The organism is Paucibacter sp. TC2R-5 (assembly GCF_025717605.1).
In the GTDB taxonomy this organism is placed as follows: Bacteria; Pseudomonadota; Gammaproteobacteria; order Burkholderiales; family Burkholderiaceae_C; genus Paucibacter_A; species Paucibacter_A albus.
In genome coordinates, this window is record NZ_JAJIRQ010000014.1 from 1 (window position 1) to 16860 (window position 16860).

A 16860-nucleotide genomic window follows, 5' to 3' on the forward strand; every position below is an offset into this window, starting at 1 on the left:
CTATTGCCCGAAAGAATGATCTGGCTGGCAGCGGTACTGAGTATGTCGGCGTAGATCGTCGAGTTGCCGCCGCTCAGCAAGATCTTGCCGTTGTTGCTGAGCAGTCCGCTGCGGAGATCGCCATAGCCGCTGATGGTGCCGCCTGAGGCATTGGTGAGCGCAAAGCCGCCGTTGTCCAGCGTGCCGCCAGAGAGCTGGATCTTGCCGGCGTTGGGCGTCATGCCCTTGGCGGCAAAGATCGTCGCATCGCGGCTGGCCGAGACGATGCCGCCGCTTGAATTGCTCAGCGTGCTGCTCAAGGTCAGCGTGCCGCCCTTGGCATTGATGGTGCCGAGATTGTTGATGCTGTTGCTGATCTGCCCCAGACCCTCAATGCGGCCAGAGTTGGTGATAGTGTTGCCGGTGACGCTGGCGTCAATCGAGTTCAGCAGGATTTGACCGTTATTTTTAAGCGTGTAGGCCAGTGCAAAGCTGCCGCCCTGCACGATCAAACGACCGTCGTTTTGAAACGGCGCGCTGATCGAGCCATTGCCGGTGATGGTGCCGCCTGCCGCATTGACGAAGCTGCCACCCTTAGCGCCGGCCGCCTCGACCTTGGCCGCGTCGAAATTCATCGTGCCGCCGTTGCTCAGCGTGGAGTCCCACAGTGTCAGTGTTTTGCCTTTTTGCAGATTCCAGGAGCCGGTGTTCTCGTTCGAGCCACTATTGCTGAGTTCCAGGAAGCCGGTCTGCTCGAAATAGCCGTTATTCCTAAAGCCGCCAGTCCCCGCGATCGTGCCCGAGCCCAACATCTCCGCGTTATTGAGCAGCGCGCCTTCGATGCGGCCGCCGGCGAGGGTCAGGCTGCCTTGGTTGCTGATGTTTGCTGCGCTCAATTTGCTGAAGCTGCTCACCGTGGCGGCGCCCTGCGCGTCGATGACAAAACTCAAGGCCTGCAGATTGCCGCCGCTCAGCCCTAAGCTGTAGCCGGGGCTGACGCGAATTTCACCGTCACCCTTGAGCGTCTTGCCGGCCGTGAGCAGCGGCGCGCCGCCCAGGAAGGCGATATCGCTGGACTTGATGTTGCCGCCGAAGTTAAGCGTGCCGGACTCCCAGTTCAGTGCCCCGCCCATAGATAAGCTGCCCATCTTCAGCGTGCCACCTTGCAGATTGACGACGCCCAGATTGCCGATCACCAGTTGCCCGGCGTCGACCAGGCCGCCGCCCAAAATATCGAGCCGGCCGGCGCCGCCGGAGCCCACGGTGAGGGTGTTGCTAACGCTCAATAGAGCGTCACCCACGGCTGCCACGAAGCTGGCGTCCCCTGCCTGCCCGATCTTCATCCAATCCGTCACCTGAAATTTGGCCCCTTTGGAGACGTTCAAGAGGCCTGCGCTGCCGCTGACGGTCTGGGCTTTCACGATTGACCCATGTCCTGTCGCTTCCAGCACGCCAAAGCCGCCATAGATGCTGGACCCCATTTCAAGAATGTTGATGTCGGCCGTGGCGCCATTGCTGACCTGCATCAGTCCGTTGCCTCGGGTGCCCAGACCAAAGACTAGGCCGACCTTGAACAGCGTGTCCGTGTCCTTCACCGTGACGCTGTTGCTCGAATCGAGGATGAAGGCGCCCATATTGCCGGTGGCGGTGAAGGTGCCACCGCCCGAGACGATCAAATCGCTGTTGTTGTACGACGCGTTGCCAGTGCTGAAGCTCGATTTTCCGCCGTCCACCGTCAGCTTGGCGGTGCCGCTTGTGCCCATGCCCATGATCAGACTCTTGCTGGAGGCGCTGGCGCCGGAGTCGATGAGCAAGGTGCCGGTGCCGGCGGGGCCTAGCAACAGGTCTGTGCCGACGATAAAGCTGCTGTCCTTGCCGCGCACATTGATGGTGCCGTTGCTGGTCGGGAAGCCGCCGCCGAGGGTGAGGGAGCCCCCGGTGCTGTAGCTGCTGGCGGAATCGATCGTCAGGCTGACGGTCGAATTGGGGTCGTCGCTGATCGAGGTGGAGTCGAGATTCTTGTAGGCGACCTTGTTGGATAGGGTTAGATCACGTTGTTGATCCATGCCCCCGGTGATGGTCATGCCGGCCGTGCCGCCGTCCCAGGTCTGGTTCGCGCTGATGACGAAGCCGGCCTTGTTGCCCCAATCAAGCACCTGCACATTGCTGCTTTTGTTGACGATGCCGTTGGTGAACCCGATGTTGTTGCCCACGCCGTCGAGCCTGTAGTCACTCGCACCGGCCTCGAAGGAGATCTGCTTGTAGATTTGGTAGCCCAGATCATTCGTGATCGCCTTGTAGCTCGAGCTGCCGAAGCGCAGGGTGTCCCCCAGCCCTGGCTGGGCGTTTGGGATCCAGTTCTTGCCGACGCTCATGCGTCCTTTGTCGCTGTCTTTCCCGTTGGTGGTGCCGCCCTTCCAGGTCAGATCGGCCGCATCGGCGAGGCCCACGCTGCACAGCACGGCGATGGCCAGGCACAGCGGTAGTGGGCGCGACAAGGGGCGCGGCATGCCGGCGGCCCTGGATGAATGACGAAGGTGCAATGTTGGCTTGTTCATATCGACTCCCTGGTTAAAAAAACTGTGTGGTTGGCGGCCTGCGTGCCCGTGCTCGTGCGCTGCGTTGAATGCGCTGGGCCAAAAGCTCGGTTTCAACGAGTGCGAGTTTCTAATCTCGCAACTGCATGCACAATCGGACCTTGGACCCAAGACCTGGTCTCGGGACCTACCCGGCCTCGACGCCGGCTGCTAGAGTGCGCTGCATGAAACTGTTGTTAGTCGATGACCACCCCCTGGTGCGCGCCGGTGTCGTCGCCGCGCTGCAAAGCCTAGGGGCGCCCGAACTGATCCTGGAGGCTAGTGACGGCATCGCCGCCATGGACTGCCTGGCTCAGCACCCCGATGTGGACGCCGTCCTGATGGATCTGCGCATGGCCGGTATGGCCGGCATGGCTTTGTTGGAGCAGCTCAAGCGGCACTACCCGCTGCTGCCCAGCCTGGTGCTGTCATCGTCGGAAGACCCTGCCGATGTGCGCCGCGTGCTCAAGGCCGGCGCGCGTGGCTATTGCCCCAAGTCCGCCAGCCCTGCTACGCTGTTGGCGGCGCTAACGCTTGTTCTTGGCGGTGAAATCTATGTGCCGCCGCTGATGGCCATGGCGCCCGAGGCCAGCCCGGCCGAGCCGAGTTTGAGTGGCCTGACGCCGCGCCAGCGCGAGGTGCTGCAGGAACTGTGCAATAGCAAGTCCAACAAGGAAATTGCGCGCGAGTTGGGTATGGAGGAGAAGACCGTCAAGGGTCATGTCTCCGCCATCTTCAAAGCCTTGGGCGTGGTGCACCGCCTGCAGGCCGTCGAGGCGGCCAGGGCGGCCGGCTTGGTCAGTCAGGCGCTGTCGTACTGATGCTATCGCTGGGCTGCAAGGCTTGGCCGACTGCCGTGCGCAGCTGCGCTTGCGAGAGCGGCTTGTGCAGCAGGGTCAGGCCCTGATCCAGCGCTTCGCGCCCGCGCTCTGGGCCGGTGTCGCCGCTGAGCAGCAGGGCCGGGATGTCGCTGTTGAACAGCTCGCGCAGCCGGGCAATTGCGTCGCTGCCGGATTCGCCGCCGCCTAAGTGGTAGTCGCACAGCAGCAGGCGCGGCGCGGCGCTAACGCTCATCAGCTGCGGCATCAGCTCGGCCACGCTGGCGGCGCTGACGACGCCCAAGCCCCAAGCCGACAGCAGGGTGCTCATGGCCAGCCGAATCTCGGCGCTTTCATCCAGCACGATGACCAACTCACCGCGCAACTGGGTTTGAGCGGCGGGTGCAGGTGCTGCTGTCGGCCCCTCGTCAAGCGGCTCCAATATGAGCGTGAACAAGCTGCCCCGGCCCGGCCGTGAGCGCAGCCGCAGCCCCAAGCGCAGCAGGCCGGACAAGCGCTGAACAATCGCCAGACCCAGGCCGAGGCCTTGGCCCGAGCTGTGCAGTTGCACGAACTCGTCAAACACCTCGGCGCGGCGCGCCCTGGCAATGCCCGCGCCGCTGTCTGCCACCAGCAGCTCAATGCGGCCATGCCGCCGGCGGGCCCGCAGCAGCACGCCGCCTTGGCGCGTGTAGCGCAGCGCATTGGAGAGCAGATTGCGCAGCACCCGCTCCAGCAAGGCTGGGTCGCTGTGCACCATCAGCGCGGCCGGTTCTGGAGGCAGAGCGCAAACAAAGCGCAGTCCCTTGGCCTGCGCTTGCAGGTTGTGGTCGGCCGCCATGCGGCTCAGCAGTACGCGCAAATCGACCGTCTGCCACTGCGGTTGCAACTGCTCGGCGTCGAGCTTGGAGATGTCCAGCAAGGCGTTGAACATCGCCCCCATGGCGTCGACGGCGCTGCTCACATGCTGCAATATCTGCGCGGACTGCGTCGGGCTGGGGTTTTGCTTGAGCGCCCCGACAAACAGCGATAGCGCATGCACGGGCTGGCGCAGATCATGGCTGGCGGCGGCCAGGAAGCGACTGCGCGACTGGCTCAGCTTGACGGCCTGGTCCTTCTCCAGCTTCAAGCTCTCGCTCAGCGCCTCAAGCTGATGGGCTTGGCGCAGTGAGGCCCATAGTAGGCGCTGCAGCGAAACAGCAAAGTGAAAGTAGAGCGTGGCGCCAAACAGCAGCACGGCCATGATGGCCCAGCCCTCCAACGTTTCATGCACGAGCAAGGCCAACAACAGCCCCAGCAAGGCCGGTCCCACCATGGCGAAATAGGCTGGCAAATGGGCGTGCAAGGAATGCAGCGCGGCGGCACTGATGCCTATCATCCAGGCCAACAAAAGCATGCGTTGTGCTTCGCTAGCGCCGGGCCAGAAGATCTGCACGGCCAGCAACCACAGCACACCGTTGATGGCTGAGGTGCGCGTCACCCGGCGCAGCCAGATCGGCGCATTGGTGATCGTCAGCGGGCTGCGCAACCAGCGCAGGCCCAGCCACAGATGAAATGCTAGGTTGACGAACTGCAAGCCCAGCCAGCAGGCCACCCAAGCCGGCGGCGCTGCCTTGTGCAGGCTGGCGGCAACCAGCAGCGCCAACACGAAATTGCCCACGGTCAGGCTCAGATCATTGCTGCGCAGGCGTTGCGCCACATCCATTCGGACTAGCGCCTGCAGACGCGTCTCGTCAATCATGGATCGGCATGGCGGTGTTTGAAAGCATGGGCGTGGCGCGGATTGTGCATGCTGCGCCCGAAAAGCGCGACAGTCGTGAAGGAGTGCTAGCGGCTCCTATAGGGGCAATTGGGGTTGGCGTTGCTTAAGCCCGCAATAGCTTTTCCGATCTCTATTCTTTTGGGTAGGTCAGAATCGGGGCAATTTTTCCGAACTCTATGCCATGTTTCCGAACTCTATTCCGTCGTACCACGAGCCGCCACAGGCCTTCATCGTCGATTTAGACGGCACCTTGGTAGACACCTTGGGGGACTTTGTAGCTGTTCTAGAGCGGGTGTTGACAGGCCTGGGCCTGGCGGCGGTGGATCGCGGATTCGTCGAGCTGACGGTCGGACGCGGCAGCGAACATTTGATCCGCAGCTGCCTGGCGCAGGTGGGCGGCGATCCTGCCTTGTATGAGCAGGCTTGGCAGCAGTATCAAATGCAATACCGTGTCCTCAATGGCCAGTTCTCCGAGGTCTACCCAGGCGCGCGCGAGGGACTGCAGCGCCTGCGCTGCTTGGGCTTGCCGATGGCCTGTCTGACCAACAAGCCGGCGGCCTTTGCACGTGAGTTGCTGTCACAAAAAGGGCTGGACGGCTATTTCGACAAGGTCTTTGGCGGCGACGACTTTGAGCGCAAAAAACCCGATCCCCTGCCGCTGCTCAAGACTTGCGAGGCGCTGGGCTCGGCCCCGGCGAGGACCTGGATGATTGGCGACTCCAGCAATGATGCGCAGGCGGCCCATGCGGCGGGATGCCCCGTCGTGCTGGTGAGTTATGGCTACAACCACGGTGAGCCTATCGGCAGCGTGCCGGCACAGCAATATGTGGACCGCTTGGACGAGATCAAGCTGCCTTAGCTTCTTCCTGAGCGTTCCTTGACCGTGCCCAGCAAGGCGTTCTTCAGTTGTTCATCGGCCGGCAGTTTGCCCAGCCAGATGCGCAACAGCGCCGAGTAGAACTCGGGCTCTTTGATCGGTGCGCCCTGCGGCTTGCCGTTCAGGAGCACGACAGAGTCGGTGCCGGGGATGAAATCGATCGAATAATGTTCGCCGGCACTCAGGCTCTTGCGGCTTGAAAAGATCTCGGCGACCCGAAGCACGCCATTGATGGTCTTGGCGAATTCCTCGCTCGAGGCGTTTTGTACCATGCCCTCGCAGCACGGCAGGAGCAGCTTCGGTATGCCGCTTAGCAGGGGCTCTGTCTGCACAAGACGTCACACAGGGCTGATACACTCAAAGCACTATGTTCATCACGCGCAACTTCATCAAAGGGTCTCACGACCGGGGAGCCTGGCCCTGGCGTCGCCCGCCCGTTGCTCTTTGGATGACGCTCAGGTCGCTGCCCGCTATCGCTCGATAAATAGAGCCCGGTCAGCCCCGAGCGCCCTGTTTCTCTGCGGCGCGCCCCACACAAGACGGCGCGCCCCTGCAAGGGTTTGACTTGATGATGACCGAACTTGAATTCAAAAGCCTGGCCGCGCTGGGCTTCAACCGCATCCCTTTGATCAGCGAGGCCTTCGCCGATCTGGAAACCCCACTTTCGCTCTACCTCAAGCTCTGCTCGGGCGCCGGTGCCTACGGAGGGCAAGGCGGCCGCAACAGCTTTTTGCTGGAGTCTGTCGTCGGTGGCGAGCGCTTTGGGCGTTACTCCTATATCGGTCTGCCGGCCCGCACCGTGCTGAAGAGCCGGGGCCAGCTGACCGAGGTGATACGCGACGGCCAAGTCGTCGAAACTCACAGCGGCAACCCGCTCGACTTCATTGCCGCCTACCAGCAGCGCTTCAAGGTCGCGCTGCGGCCCGGCATGCCGCGTTTTTGTGGCGGCCTGGCCGGCTACTTTGGCTATGACGCGGTGCGCTATATCGAGCCCAAGCTCGCCAAGACAGAAATGCCCGGCGGCATTGATACGCCTGATGTGATGCTGGTGCAATGCGAGGAGTTGGCGGTCATCGACAACCTCAGCGGCAAGCTCTACCTGATCGTCTATGCCGACCCGAGCCAGCCCGAGGCCTTCTTCAAGGCGCAAAAACGCCTGACCGAGCTGCGCGACAAGCTCGCTTATAGCGTCTCGGCGCCGCTGGTCAAACGCGGCCAAGCGCACCCGGTTGAGCGTGAATTTGCCAAGGCCGACTATCTGAGCGCGGTTTTGCGAGCCAAGGAATACATCGCCGCCGGCGACATGATGCAGGTGCAGATTGGCCAACGCTTGCGCAAGCGTTACACCGAATCTCCACTGAGCCTGTACCGCGCACTGCGCTCGTTGAACCCCAGCCCGTATATGTATTTCTACGATATGGGTGACTTCCAGATTGTTGGTGCCTCGCCAGAGATTTTGGTTCGCCAGGAACATTCGCCGGACGGCGACAAGGTCACCATCCGCCCCTTGGCTGGCACCCGCCCGCGTGGTGGCACGCCAGAGCAGGATCTGGCCCTGGAGCGCGAGCTCAAAGCCGACCCCAAGGAGTTGGCCGAGCATCTGATGTTGATCGACCTGGCCCGCAATGACATCGGCCGCATCGTCAAGACCGGCTCGGTCAAGGTGACCGATGCTTTTGTGGTCGAGCGCTACTCGCATGTGATGCATCTGGTCAGCAATGTCGAGGGTTTGCTGAAGGACGGCATGAGCAACTTGGACGTGTTCCGCGCCAGCTTCCCCGCAGGCACCTTGAGCGGCGCGCCCAAGATCCGCGCGATGCAGATCATCGATGAGTTGGAACCGGTCAAGCGCGGCATCTATGGCGGCGCGGTCGGTTGCCTCAGCTTTGCCGGCGATATGGACCTGGCGATTGCCATCCGCACCGGCATCATCAAGGACGAGACGCTTTATGTGCAGGCGGCGGCCGGCGTGGTGGCCGATTCGGTGCCCGAGTTGGAATGGGCCGAAACGGAAGCCAAGGCCAGAGCCTTGATCCGCGCGGCTGAACTGGTTGAAGAGGGGTTCTGATGCGCCCCCACGTTCATATTCATTCACTGCCCCCCGAGGGGGTGCATGCCTCCTTTGGGGCGGCCCGGCAGGAGGCATGACATGTTGTTAATGATTGATAACTACGACAGCTTCACCTTCAACTTGGTGCAGTATTTTGGGGAGCTGGGCGCCGAGGTGCGCGTGGCCCGTAACGACGAGATCACGCTGGCCGAGATCGAGGCGATGAAGCCCGATCATCTGGTGCTCTCGCCCGGCCCTTGCTCGCCGGCCGAGGCTGGCATCTGCGTCAGCGCGATCCAGCATTTCATGGGCAAGCTGCCGATTCTGGGCGTTTGCCTGGGGCACCAGAGCATGGGCGCGGCGCTGGGCGGCAAGATCATCCGAGCGCAGCGCCAGATGCATGGCAAGGCCAGCACGATCACCACCGACCAAAAGGGCGTATTCAAGGGTCTGCCCAAGGACTTCAGCGTCATCCGCTATCACTCGCTGGTGATTGAGGAGGCCTCAATGCCCGCGGTGCTGGAGATCAGCGCACGCAGCGAAGACGGTGAGATCATGGGCGTGCGCCACCGCGATTTGGCCGGTACGGCCACGCCGCTGGAGGGCGTGCAGTTCCACCCGGAGTCCATCTTGAGCGAGCATGGGCACGCGATGCTGAAGAATTTTCTAACGCTGGCGCTGTAGGCCATGAAGACTGTCGATTTCCGCAGCGATACGGTGACGCAGCCAACGGCGGGCATGCGCGGCGCGATGACCGCAGCGCCGCTGGGCGACGATGTGTTCGGCGACGACCCCAGTGTCAACGCGCTGCAGCAGACCGTCGCCGAGCGACTCGGTTTCGAGGCGGCGCTGTTCATGCCGACCGGCACGCAGAGCAATCTGTGCGCCTTGATGACACATTGCCAGCGCGGCGACGAGTACATCGTCGGCCAGTTTGCTCACACCTACCGCTGGGAGGGTGGCGGTGCCGCGGTCTTGGGCTCCATCCAGCCGCAGCCACTGAATCACCAGCCGGACGGTTCGCTCTTGCTCTCGGAGGTCGAAGCGAGCATCAAGCCGGACGATGTGCATTTCGCCCGTAGCAAGCTGCTGACGCTCGAGAACACCATAGGCGGCAAGGTGCTGCCGCTGTCGTATTTGGCCGATGCCTCGGCCTTGGCGCAAAAGCATGGGCTGGCTCGTCATTTGGACGGCGCGCGTCTGTTCAATGCGGCAGTGGCCGCCGGCGGTGACCCTTACGTCGCCGCCCGCGAGATAACGCAATACTTCGACAGCGTGTCGGTTTGCTTCTCCAAGGGCCTGGGCGCCCCGGTCGGCTCGGTCTTGTGCGGCTCGGCCGCCTTCATCCAACAGGCCAAGCGCTGGCGCAAGATGTTGGGTGGCGGTATGCGCCAGGCCGGCGTGTTGGCAGCAGCGGCACATTACGCGCTCGACCACCAGGTCGCGCGGCTTGGCATTGACCATGCGCTGGCGAAGCGTCTTGCGGCCGGCCTGCAAGGCCTGGCCGGCGTGACGGTTGAAGCGCCGCAAACCAATATCGTGTTTGTAGAGGTGGCAGGCCCCAGGGCCGCCGGCGTCATCGATCACTTGAAGGCGCGCGGCGTCTTGGCCACCGGCCTCTACAAGCTGCGCTTCGTCACGCACCTGGATGTGGACGAAGCCGCGGTGGATCAAGCCATCGCGGCGATGCACGAGTATTTCGCAGGATAAACAGGACTGGATTCAAGATGCCTTTTACCGACCAAGAAGCGCTGACCCGCGTCATCGAACACCGCGAAATCTTTCACGACGAAATGCTCACCCTGATGCGCCGCATCATGGCCGGCGAGATGTCCCCGGTGATGGCTGCTGCCTTGTTGACCGGCCTGCGAGTCAAGAAGGAAACCATTGGTGAAATTACCGCCGCCGCGCAGGTGATGCGCGAGCTGTCGACCAAGGTGCCGCTGGAGACTGCGGCCCACCCGCATCTGGTTGACGTCGTCGGCACCGGCGGCGACGGTGCGCACACCTTCAATATCTCGACCTGCTCGATGTTTGTCGCTGCCGCCGCTGGCGCGCAGGTCGCTAAACATGGCAATCGCAGCGTTTCCAGCAAGACCGGCAGTGCCGATGTGCTGGAAGCCTTGGGCGCCAACATCATGCTGACGCCGGCCCAGGTGGCGGCTTCGGTGGCGCAAACCGGCATCGGTTTCATGTTCGCGCCCAACCACCATCCGGCGATGAAGAATATCGCGCCGGTGCGGCGCGAACTGGGCGTGCGCACCATCTTTAACATCCTGGGTCCACTGACCAATCCGGCCGGCGCGCCCAATATTTTGATGGGTGTGTTTCACCCCGATCTGGTCGGTATTCAGGTGCGCGTGATGCAGCGCCTGGGCGCCGAACACGCGCTGGTCGTCTACGGCAAGGATGGCATGGACGAGATCTCGCTCGGCGCCGCGACGCTGGTGGGCGAGCTGAAGAACGGCGAGGTGCGCGAGTACGAAATTCACCCCGAGGATTTCGGCATGGCCATGGCCTCGAACCGCACGCTCAAGGTGGCTGGCCCGGAGGACTCGCGTTTGATGCTGATTGGGGCCTTGAACAACGAAGAAGGCCCCGCACGCGACATCGTGATCCTGAACGCCGGCGCAACGCTTTACGCTGCCAATGTGGCCGACTCGATCGCCAGCGGCATACAGCTGGCCCGCGCGGCGATCGCTTCGGGCGCGGCGCGCGCGAAGCTGGATCAATTCGTCAGCAGCACACAAACCCTGGGCCGAGGCTGATATGTCCGACATCTTGCGCCGTATCGTTGCGGTCAAACATGAAGAGTTGTCGCGCTCCCGCAAGCAGCGCTCCTTAGTTAGCATGCGTGAAGAGGCCGAGGCCAGGCATGACCGGCGCGGTTTTGCGGCCGCGCTGCGCTCCAAAGTAGCGGCGGGCACAAGCGCGGTGATCGCCGAGATCAAAAAAGCTTCGCCCAGCAAGGGCGTGCTGCGCGCCGACTTCCAGCCCGCCGCTATAGCCGAGAGTTATGCCAAACATGGCGCGGCTTGCCTGAGCGTGCTGACCGACGAGCAGTTCTTCCAAGGCTCGGTTGCTTACCTGAACCAAGCGCGGGCGGCCTGCGACTTGCCGGTCTTGCGCAAGGACTTCATGGTGGACGAGTACCAGGTCTTCGAGGCCGGTGCGATGGGGGCGGATTGCATTTTGCTGATCGCTGCATGCTTGGACGATGCGCAAATGGCCGACCTTGAGGCCGTGGCGTTCAGCCTCAAGCTCGACGTGTTGGTGGAGGTGCATGACGGCGAAGAGCTTGAGCGTGCGCTGCGTTTGAAGACGCCGCTGGTCGGCATCAATAACCGCAATCTGCGCACCTTCGACGTGACACTGGACACCACGCTGGGCTTGCTGGACTGGGTGCCGGCGGATCGCTTGTTGGTGACCGAGTCTGGCATCCTGGGCGCTGCCGATGTGCAGCGCATGCGGGCCGCGAATGTGCATGCTTTCTTGGTCGGAGAGGCCTTTATGCGGGCACCTGACCCGGGCGCTGCCTTGGCGGCGGTGTTTGCTTGAGATGAGCGAATGGCTTGGGCTTGATGGCGGTTGGCAGCCCATCGTCGACGCTTGGCGCGAAAGCCCGGCCGGCCAGCAACTGCAAGAGTTTCTGGCGCAGCGCACATCAGCAGGCGCCACTGTCTATCCTCCCGAGCCTTTGCGGGCCTTGCGCCTAACGCCGCTTTCACAGACCCGGGTGGTGATTCTGGGGCAAGACCCTTATCACGGCGCAGGTCAAGCCGAAGGGCTGGCTTTTTCGGTGCCAGACGGCGTCAAGGCACCGCCCAGCTTGCGCAATATCTTCAAGGAGTTGCAGCGCGACCTGGGCCAGCAGCCGCCGATGTCGGCCAGCCTTTTGCCTTGGGCTGAGCGCGGCGTTTTGCTGCTGAACTCGGTCTTGACGGTGGAAGAGGGCGCACCGGCCAGCCACGCCAACAAGGGCTGGGAAGCGCTGACCGATGCCTTGACCTTGGCCGCAGCCGCTGAAACCCGGCCCAAGGTCTTCATGCTCTGGGGCGCACATGCGCAGGCCAAGGCGGGCGTGATCGCGGCGGCCGGCCCGCAGCATCTGATTTTGCGGGCCAATCATCCGTCGCCTTTGTCGGCGCTGCGCCCGCCCGCGCCCTTTATCGGTTGCGGGCATTTCTCACAAGCGGCGGCCTGGTTGGCCGAGCGGGGTGTACGGTTGGACTGGGCGCTGTGATCAGGCCAGGACCAGCTCGAACAGCCGTGCGATATGGCTGGCCTGCAATTGCTCTTGGCGGCTCCACATATGTTTTTGCTGGCAATGGGCCAGCCACAGCACGGCCACCATTTCGCCCTTGACGTAGAGCGGCAGTTCGATGCGCGAAAGCGTTCCTGCGGCTTGGGGCAGGGTGCTGAGTTCGGTTTTGCAGGGGTGGTTGCTCACCGTGCCCAGTGCCTGCAGCTTGGGTGTCGCATTCAGCCAGTCCAGGTAGCGTGCTTGCTCGGGCCGGCGCAGGCTCGGGTAGCCGCCCGTTTGGGCTTGCGTCGGTTCACCGACCCACCAAAACTGCAGCCGATCCAGACACAGGATTTGCTGTGCTTCGGCGCACAGCTGGGTCAGTGCGCTCAGGCGGTTGCCCCAAGTTTGGATTTTCCAGCGGCGCATCGATAGGCTCAGCAACTGGCCTTCGGCGGCTTGGCGGGCTGGGTCGAAAAGGCTGGCCAGCCCTGGGCGCACCGGGCTGCTCAGGCGCTCGATCTCGGCTTGCAGGTTCAGATGCTGCCAGAGATGGGGTATCGCCGCCTCTTTATCGCCTTGTTGCTCATGCAATTTGGCCAAGAGCAGATGGGCCTGGCTTTGCTGCGGGCGGGAGTGAATGCGATTGGCCAGCAGTAGTCCATGCTCGGTGCTGCGGATGGCGCCGGCACGGTCGCCGCGGGCCAGGGAGATATCGGTCCAGGTGCGGCTGGCGGCGGCTTCGAGCCAGCTGTGGCCAAGCTTGGCCGCAATGCTCAAGGCCAGCCGACAGTCCACCGTCGCCCAATCAAGCCGACCGCGCGCAAGGGCCGCGCGCGCCAATTGCCAATGCGCCTCGGCCTCGTATTCGCGGTGTTGGCCGCGCCGCGCCGCAGCCAGTCCATGGCTGAAATGGCGCTCGGCATCGTCGAGCTCTTGGGTTTCGAAATGGCCGACACCAATATTCAAGGCCAGTTTGGCGGCCAGATAGCTGTCATCGGCCGCGCCCAGCAGTTGGGCGGCCTCGCCATGCACTTCGCGGCCGCGCGCCCATGCGCCAAAAGCGTAATGAATCTGGCCCAGGCCGATGCGCGCAGCGGCGCCGGCGCGCGGGTCGGGCACGGCGGCAGCCAACTCGGCCGATTGATTCCAATGCTCGGTGGCCTCAAAGTACTCGCCTTGTTGGTAGGCGATGCGGCCCAAAGCCTCATGCAGGCGTGCCCCCTGCAAGGGATGCGCGTCCGCGTCCAAGTCGGCTTGTGCCTGCACCAGCGCCGCTTGCAACTCCAAGGCGCGGCCACGATGTTCAAGAAGATAGAAATGTGCGTACAGCGCATCGCTGGCCGCAGCATGGCGGCCGGCGGCCTTGGCCGAATGCTCAAGTGCAGCCAGGCGCAGCAGGGCGCTGTTGGGGTGGCGCTGCGCCACCCTTGAGAGGCGCTTCAGGACTTCGGGGGGCAGGGCGTCGGCTTCTGTCACGGGCAGGCTTGATCAAGGGTTGGCAGGGCGTTGTCAGCGCATTTGCGGGGCCTTGGCGCTGGCTTTGCGGCTGGCGCGGCGGGTCCAAGACCGCAAGGATAGCCGTTGTGCTCGCCGGCCTTCGCCAAACGTGGCCGGGCGGTGCTGCTGCGGGGTCGAAAAGCTGCTGCCAAAGCCGCTTGGCAAGGGGTTTGCCCTAAGGTAAACACCAATGCCAGTTTCATTGACTGGCATTATTTTTGGTATTAGACTGGTATCGCTATGACATTCACGCTCGACTCCACCCGTACCCAAATTCTTGCTCAGCCAGACGCTGCGCCGCGCTTTTTGATTGGCGTTGACGGTGGTGGCACCGGCACGCGGGTCAAGCTGGCTGATTTGCAGGGCAAAGTCCTGGGCCTGGGTGACGCGGGTCCGTCCGCCTTGGGGCAGGGGGCCGAGCAGGCTTGGCGCCATATTCAACAGGCCGTAGAGGCAGCAGCGGCGCAAGCGGGTTTGGCGAATTTGGCGCCCATTGACTGTGCCATTGGGCTTGGTCTTTCTGGCGCCGGTGTGCCATCTCAGGCGGCCGAATTTTTGGCGCGCCAGCCCGGTTATGCCGCGCTGGCTTTGGATAACGATGGCTTCACGACCGTCTTGGGCGCCCATGCCGGTCAGCCTGGTGCGGTGGTGGCCTCGGGCACCGGCTCGGTCGGCGAGGTCTTGCGTCGTGATGGCTCGCGCGGCGTGGCTGGTGGCTGGGGCTGGATTGCCGGCGACGAAGGCAGCGGCGCTTGGCTGGGCTTGAAGGCGATCCGCCACGCTTGCCAGGCGATGGACGGCCGGGTGCCGGCCAGCCCCTTGGCGCAGGCGGTCTGGGCGGTGGCGGGCTCGACAACCGAAGCCATGCTCGCCTGGGGTGCCGTGGCCGGCCAGCATGCCTATGCCAGCTTGGCGCCTTTGGTGTTTGATTGCGTTGGCAGTGATCCGGTTGCGGCCGGCTTTGTCGCCGAGGCGGTGTTTGAGCTGGAAAAGCTTGCGCTGGCCCTGGATCCTGAAGCCAGCCTGCCCTTGGCCTTGTGCGGCAGTATTGCCGTGCGCTTGGCGCCTGAATTTTCCGCCGCCTTGCGCGCTCGGTGCGTGGCGCCCTTGGGCGACTCGGCCGATGGTGGTTTGCATCTGGTGCGCGGCTTACTTCAACGCACAGTCAACTGAGCGAAATTGACATGACCTTCCAATTCAAAGCCGACCCGGACGCCGCGTCGCCGCTGTATATGCAGTTGGCGCACAAGCTGGCACAGGCGATTCGGCAAGGGGAGTACCACGCCGAGGAGGCGCTGCCGTCCGAGCGGGTGCTGGCGGAGTCGCTTGAGCTGTCGCGAGTGACGGCGCGCAAGGCGATCGACCGTTTGGTCGAGCAGGGCTTGATCATCCGCAAGCGCGGCTCGGGCAATTACATCGCGCCCAAGCTGGAGCAGCCGTTGTCGCGCCTGACCAGTTTTTCAGAGGAGTTGCATCAGCGCGGCTTCAAGCCCAGCTCGCGCTGGCTGTCGCGCAGCTTCACTCCGGCGGCACCCGATGAGCAGCTGAGCCTGGGGCTGGGCACCGGCGAACGCGTGGCGCGCCTGGAGCGCCTGCGCTTGGCCGATTCGGTGGTGATGAATTACGAAGTGACGGTGATGCCGGAGGCGGTCTTGCCCGATCCGATGGCGGTGCAGGCTTCGCTGTACGAGCATCTGGCCACCTTGGGTGTAGCGCCGGTGCGAGCCTTGCAGCATATTCGGGCCATCAATGCCGACGCCAAACTGGCGGGCTTGTTGGAAGTGCCGGTCGGGCAGGCGGTCTTGTTCATCACGCGGGTCGGCTATCTGGAATCGGGTTTGGCGGTGGAGCTGACGCATTCATATTGCCGCAGCGACTACTACGATTTTGTTGCCGAGATGCGGCGCGAGGGGTAAGGCTTTGGCTCAGCTAATAGACGGCTACGTGCTGACACCGCAGGGTTTTGTGCGCGGTTTTGTCGAGATCAACGAGGGCCGAATCAGCCGTATTGAGGGCGAAGCCGTCACCGAGGCCCAAGTCCGCCACGATAAGCTGGCCCTGCCCATCGTGCTGCCGGGTTTCATCGACGTGCATGTGCATGGCGGCGGTGGCCACGACACGATGGAAGGCGGCGACGCCGCGCTGCAGATGTCGCGCCTGCATGTCAAGCATGGCACGACGGCGATGCTGGCCACCACCATGACTGCACCGCTGGCCGATATCGAATCGGCCTTGGCGGCCTTGGGTCCGGTCTGCCGTGAGCGTGCGCCCAATGCTGCCCGCATCTTGGGTGTGCACCTCGAAGGCCCTTACATCAACCCGGGCAAGCTGGGTGCGCAACCCGACTTTGCCAAGCCGGCCAGCATGGAAGAAATCCAGGCGCTGAATGCGCTGGCGCCGATCAAACTGATCACCTTGGCGCCGGAGATGGCCGGTACGCTGGAGTTGATTGGCGAGCTGCGCGCGGCCGGCTTCCAGGTGCAGATCGGCCATACGGCCGGCACCTATGAAGACGGCGTGGCGGCGATCAACAAGGGCGCGGGCGGTTTCACGCATCTATTCAACGCGATGACCGGCCTGCATCACCGCGAGCCGGGCATGGTCGGCGCGGCCTTGGCCCATGCGCGTTACGCCGAAATCATCCCCGATCTGCTGCATGTGCATCCGGGTGCGATCCGGGTCGCGATGCGTTCGATTCCCTGCACCTTTTGCGTGACCGACTCGACCGCCGCCGCCGGCATGCCCGATGGCGACTACAAGCTTGGCAGCCACACCGTGACCAAATGCATGGGCGGCGTTCGCTTGCCCGATGGCACCTTGGCCGGCAGCACGCTGACCATGGACCAAGCGCTGCGCAATCTGGTTTGGCTGGGCTTGGAAATCGAAGACGCATCCAAGCGCGTCTCGACCTATGCGGCCGACTACCTGGGCTTGAGCGATCGAGGTCAGCTGGTGGTTGGCGCTTGGGCAGATGTGGTCGTGATGAACCGTGAACTGCAGTTGCAGCGCGTGATTGTAGAAGGTGAAGAAATTGAACTCGCGTGAGCGCCTGCCG

At 63.3% G+C, this 16860-nt stretch carries 15 protein-coding genes; 11 read left to right on the top strand and 4 right to left on the bottom strand.

What is annotated here, in order from left to right:
* Nucleotides 1–2537, bottom strand: a 2537-nt coding sequence (locus LNV08_RS22135) for a beta strand repeat-containing protein (RefSeq protein WP_263535924.1), incomplete at its 3' end; no start/stop codon positions are given.
* Between the two features lie 203 nt (nt 2538–2740).
* Here LNV08_RS22135 and LNV08_RS22140 point away from each other — a divergent pair.
* Nucleotides 2741–3376 (top strand): response regulator transcription factor, encoded by a 636-nt coding sequence (locus LNV08_RS22140; RefSeq protein WP_263535925.1) that lies wholly within the window; start codon nt 2741–2743, stop codon nt 3374–3376.
* Here LNV08_RS22140 and LNV08_RS22145 read toward each other — a convergent pair.
* A complete protein-coding gene (locus LNV08_RS22145) occupies nt 3354–5114 on the bottom strand; it encodes a hybrid sensor histidine kinase/response regulator (protein WP_263535926.1) in 1761 nt (586 codons plus the stop codon). The two genes, LNV08_RS22140 and LNV08_RS22145, sit on opposite strands and share 23 nt — an antisense overlap.
* Nucleotides 5115–5316: 202 nt before the next feature.
* On the opposite strand from LNV08_RS22145, the gene gph reads away from it, so the two are divergent.
* Entirely contained in the window at nt 5317–5994 is a 678-nt protein-coding gene (gene gph, locus LNV08_RS22150) for a phosphoglycolate phosphatase (protein ID WP_263535927.1), read from the top strand.
* Here gph and LNV08_RS22155 read toward each other — a convergent pair.
* Nucleotides 5991–6284, bottom strand: coding sequence for a chalcone isomerase family protein (locus LNV08_RS22155; RefSeq protein ID WP_263535928.1), 294 nt, complete (start codon nt 6282–6284; stop codon nt 5991–5993). The two genes, gph and LNV08_RS22155, sit on opposite strands and share 4 nt — an antisense overlap.
* Nucleotides 6285–6580: 296 nt before the next feature.
* Between LNV08_RS22155 and trpE the strand changes: the two genes are divergently transcribed.
* The 6 genes from trpE to LNV08_RS22185 all read left to right on the top strand — a co-directional run bounded on the left by trpE (nt 6581) and on the right by LNV08_RS22185 (nt 12305).
* Nucleotides 6581–8080, top strand: coding sequence for an anthranilate synthase component I (trpE, locus tag LNV08_RS22160; protein ID WP_263535929.1), 1500 nt, complete (start codon nt 6581–6583; stop codon nt 8078–8080).
* Nucleotides 8081–8161: 81 nt separating this feature from the next.
* A complete protein-coding gene (locus tag LNV08_RS22165; RefSeq protein WP_263535930.1) occupies nt 8162–8746 on the top strand; it encodes an anthranilate synthase component II in 585 nt (194 codons plus the stop codon).
* 3 nt (nt 8747–8749) lie between these two features.
* A complete protein-coding gene (gene ltaE / locus LNV08_RS22170; RefSeq protein WP_263535931.1) occupies nt 8750–9772 on the top strand; it encodes a low-specificity L-threonine aldolase in 1023 nt (340 codons plus the stop codon).
* A 17-nt stretch (nt 9773–9789) separates the two neighbouring features.
* Complete coding sequence (gene trpD, locus LNV08_RS22175) at nt 9790–10830, top strand: anthranilate phosphoribosyltransferase (protein WP_263535932.1); 1041 nt, start codon at nt 9790–9792, stop codon at nt 10828–10830.
* 1 nt (nt 10831) lies between these two features.
* Complete coding sequence (gene trpC, locus LNV08_RS22180) at nt 10832–11620, top strand: indole-3-glycerol phosphate synthase TrpC (protein ID WP_263535933.1); 789 nt, start codon at nt 10832–10834, stop codon at nt 11618–11620.
* Nucleotide 11621: 1 nt separating this feature from the next.
* Nucleotides 11622–12305 (top strand): uracil-DNA glycosylase, encoded by a 684-nt coding sequence (locus LNV08_RS22185; protein WP_263535934.1) that lies wholly within the window; start codon nt 11622–11624, stop codon nt 12303–12305.
* Here the strand turns inward: LNV08_RS22185 and LNV08_RS22190 are convergent, their stop codons facing one another.
* A complete protein-coding gene (locus LNV08_RS22190; protein WP_263535935.1) occupies nt 12306–13784 on the bottom strand; it encodes a hypothetical protein in 1479 nt (492 codons plus the stop codon).
* A 261-nt stretch (nt 13785–14045) separates the two neighbouring features.
* Here LNV08_RS22190 and LNV08_RS22195 point away from each other — a divergent pair, with 261 nt between their 5' ends.
* Genes LNV08_RS22195 through nagA form a run of 3 tightly spaced genes read left to right on the top strand, consistent with a single transcriptional unit; the run spans nt 14046 to nt 16850 of the window.
* Entirely contained in the window at nt 14046–14978 is a 933-nt protein-coding gene (locus tag LNV08_RS22195) for a BadF/BadG/BcrA/BcrD ATPase family protein (protein ID WP_263535936.1), read from the top strand.
* An 11-nt stretch (nt 14979–14989) separates the two neighbouring features.
* A complete protein-coding gene (locus LNV08_RS22200) occupies nt 14990–15721 on the top strand; it encodes a GntR family transcriptional regulator (RefSeq protein ID WP_263535937.1) in 732 nt (243 codons plus the stop codon).
* Between the two features lie 4 nt (nt 15722–15725).
* Nucleotides 15726–16850, top strand: a complete 1125-nt coding sequence (gene nagA / locus LNV08_RS22205) for an N-acetylglucosamine-6-phosphate deacetylase (RefSeq protein ID WP_263535938.1) — start codon at nt 15726–15728, stop codon at nt 16848–16850.
* Nucleotides 16851–16860 lie beyond the last annotated feature (10 nt).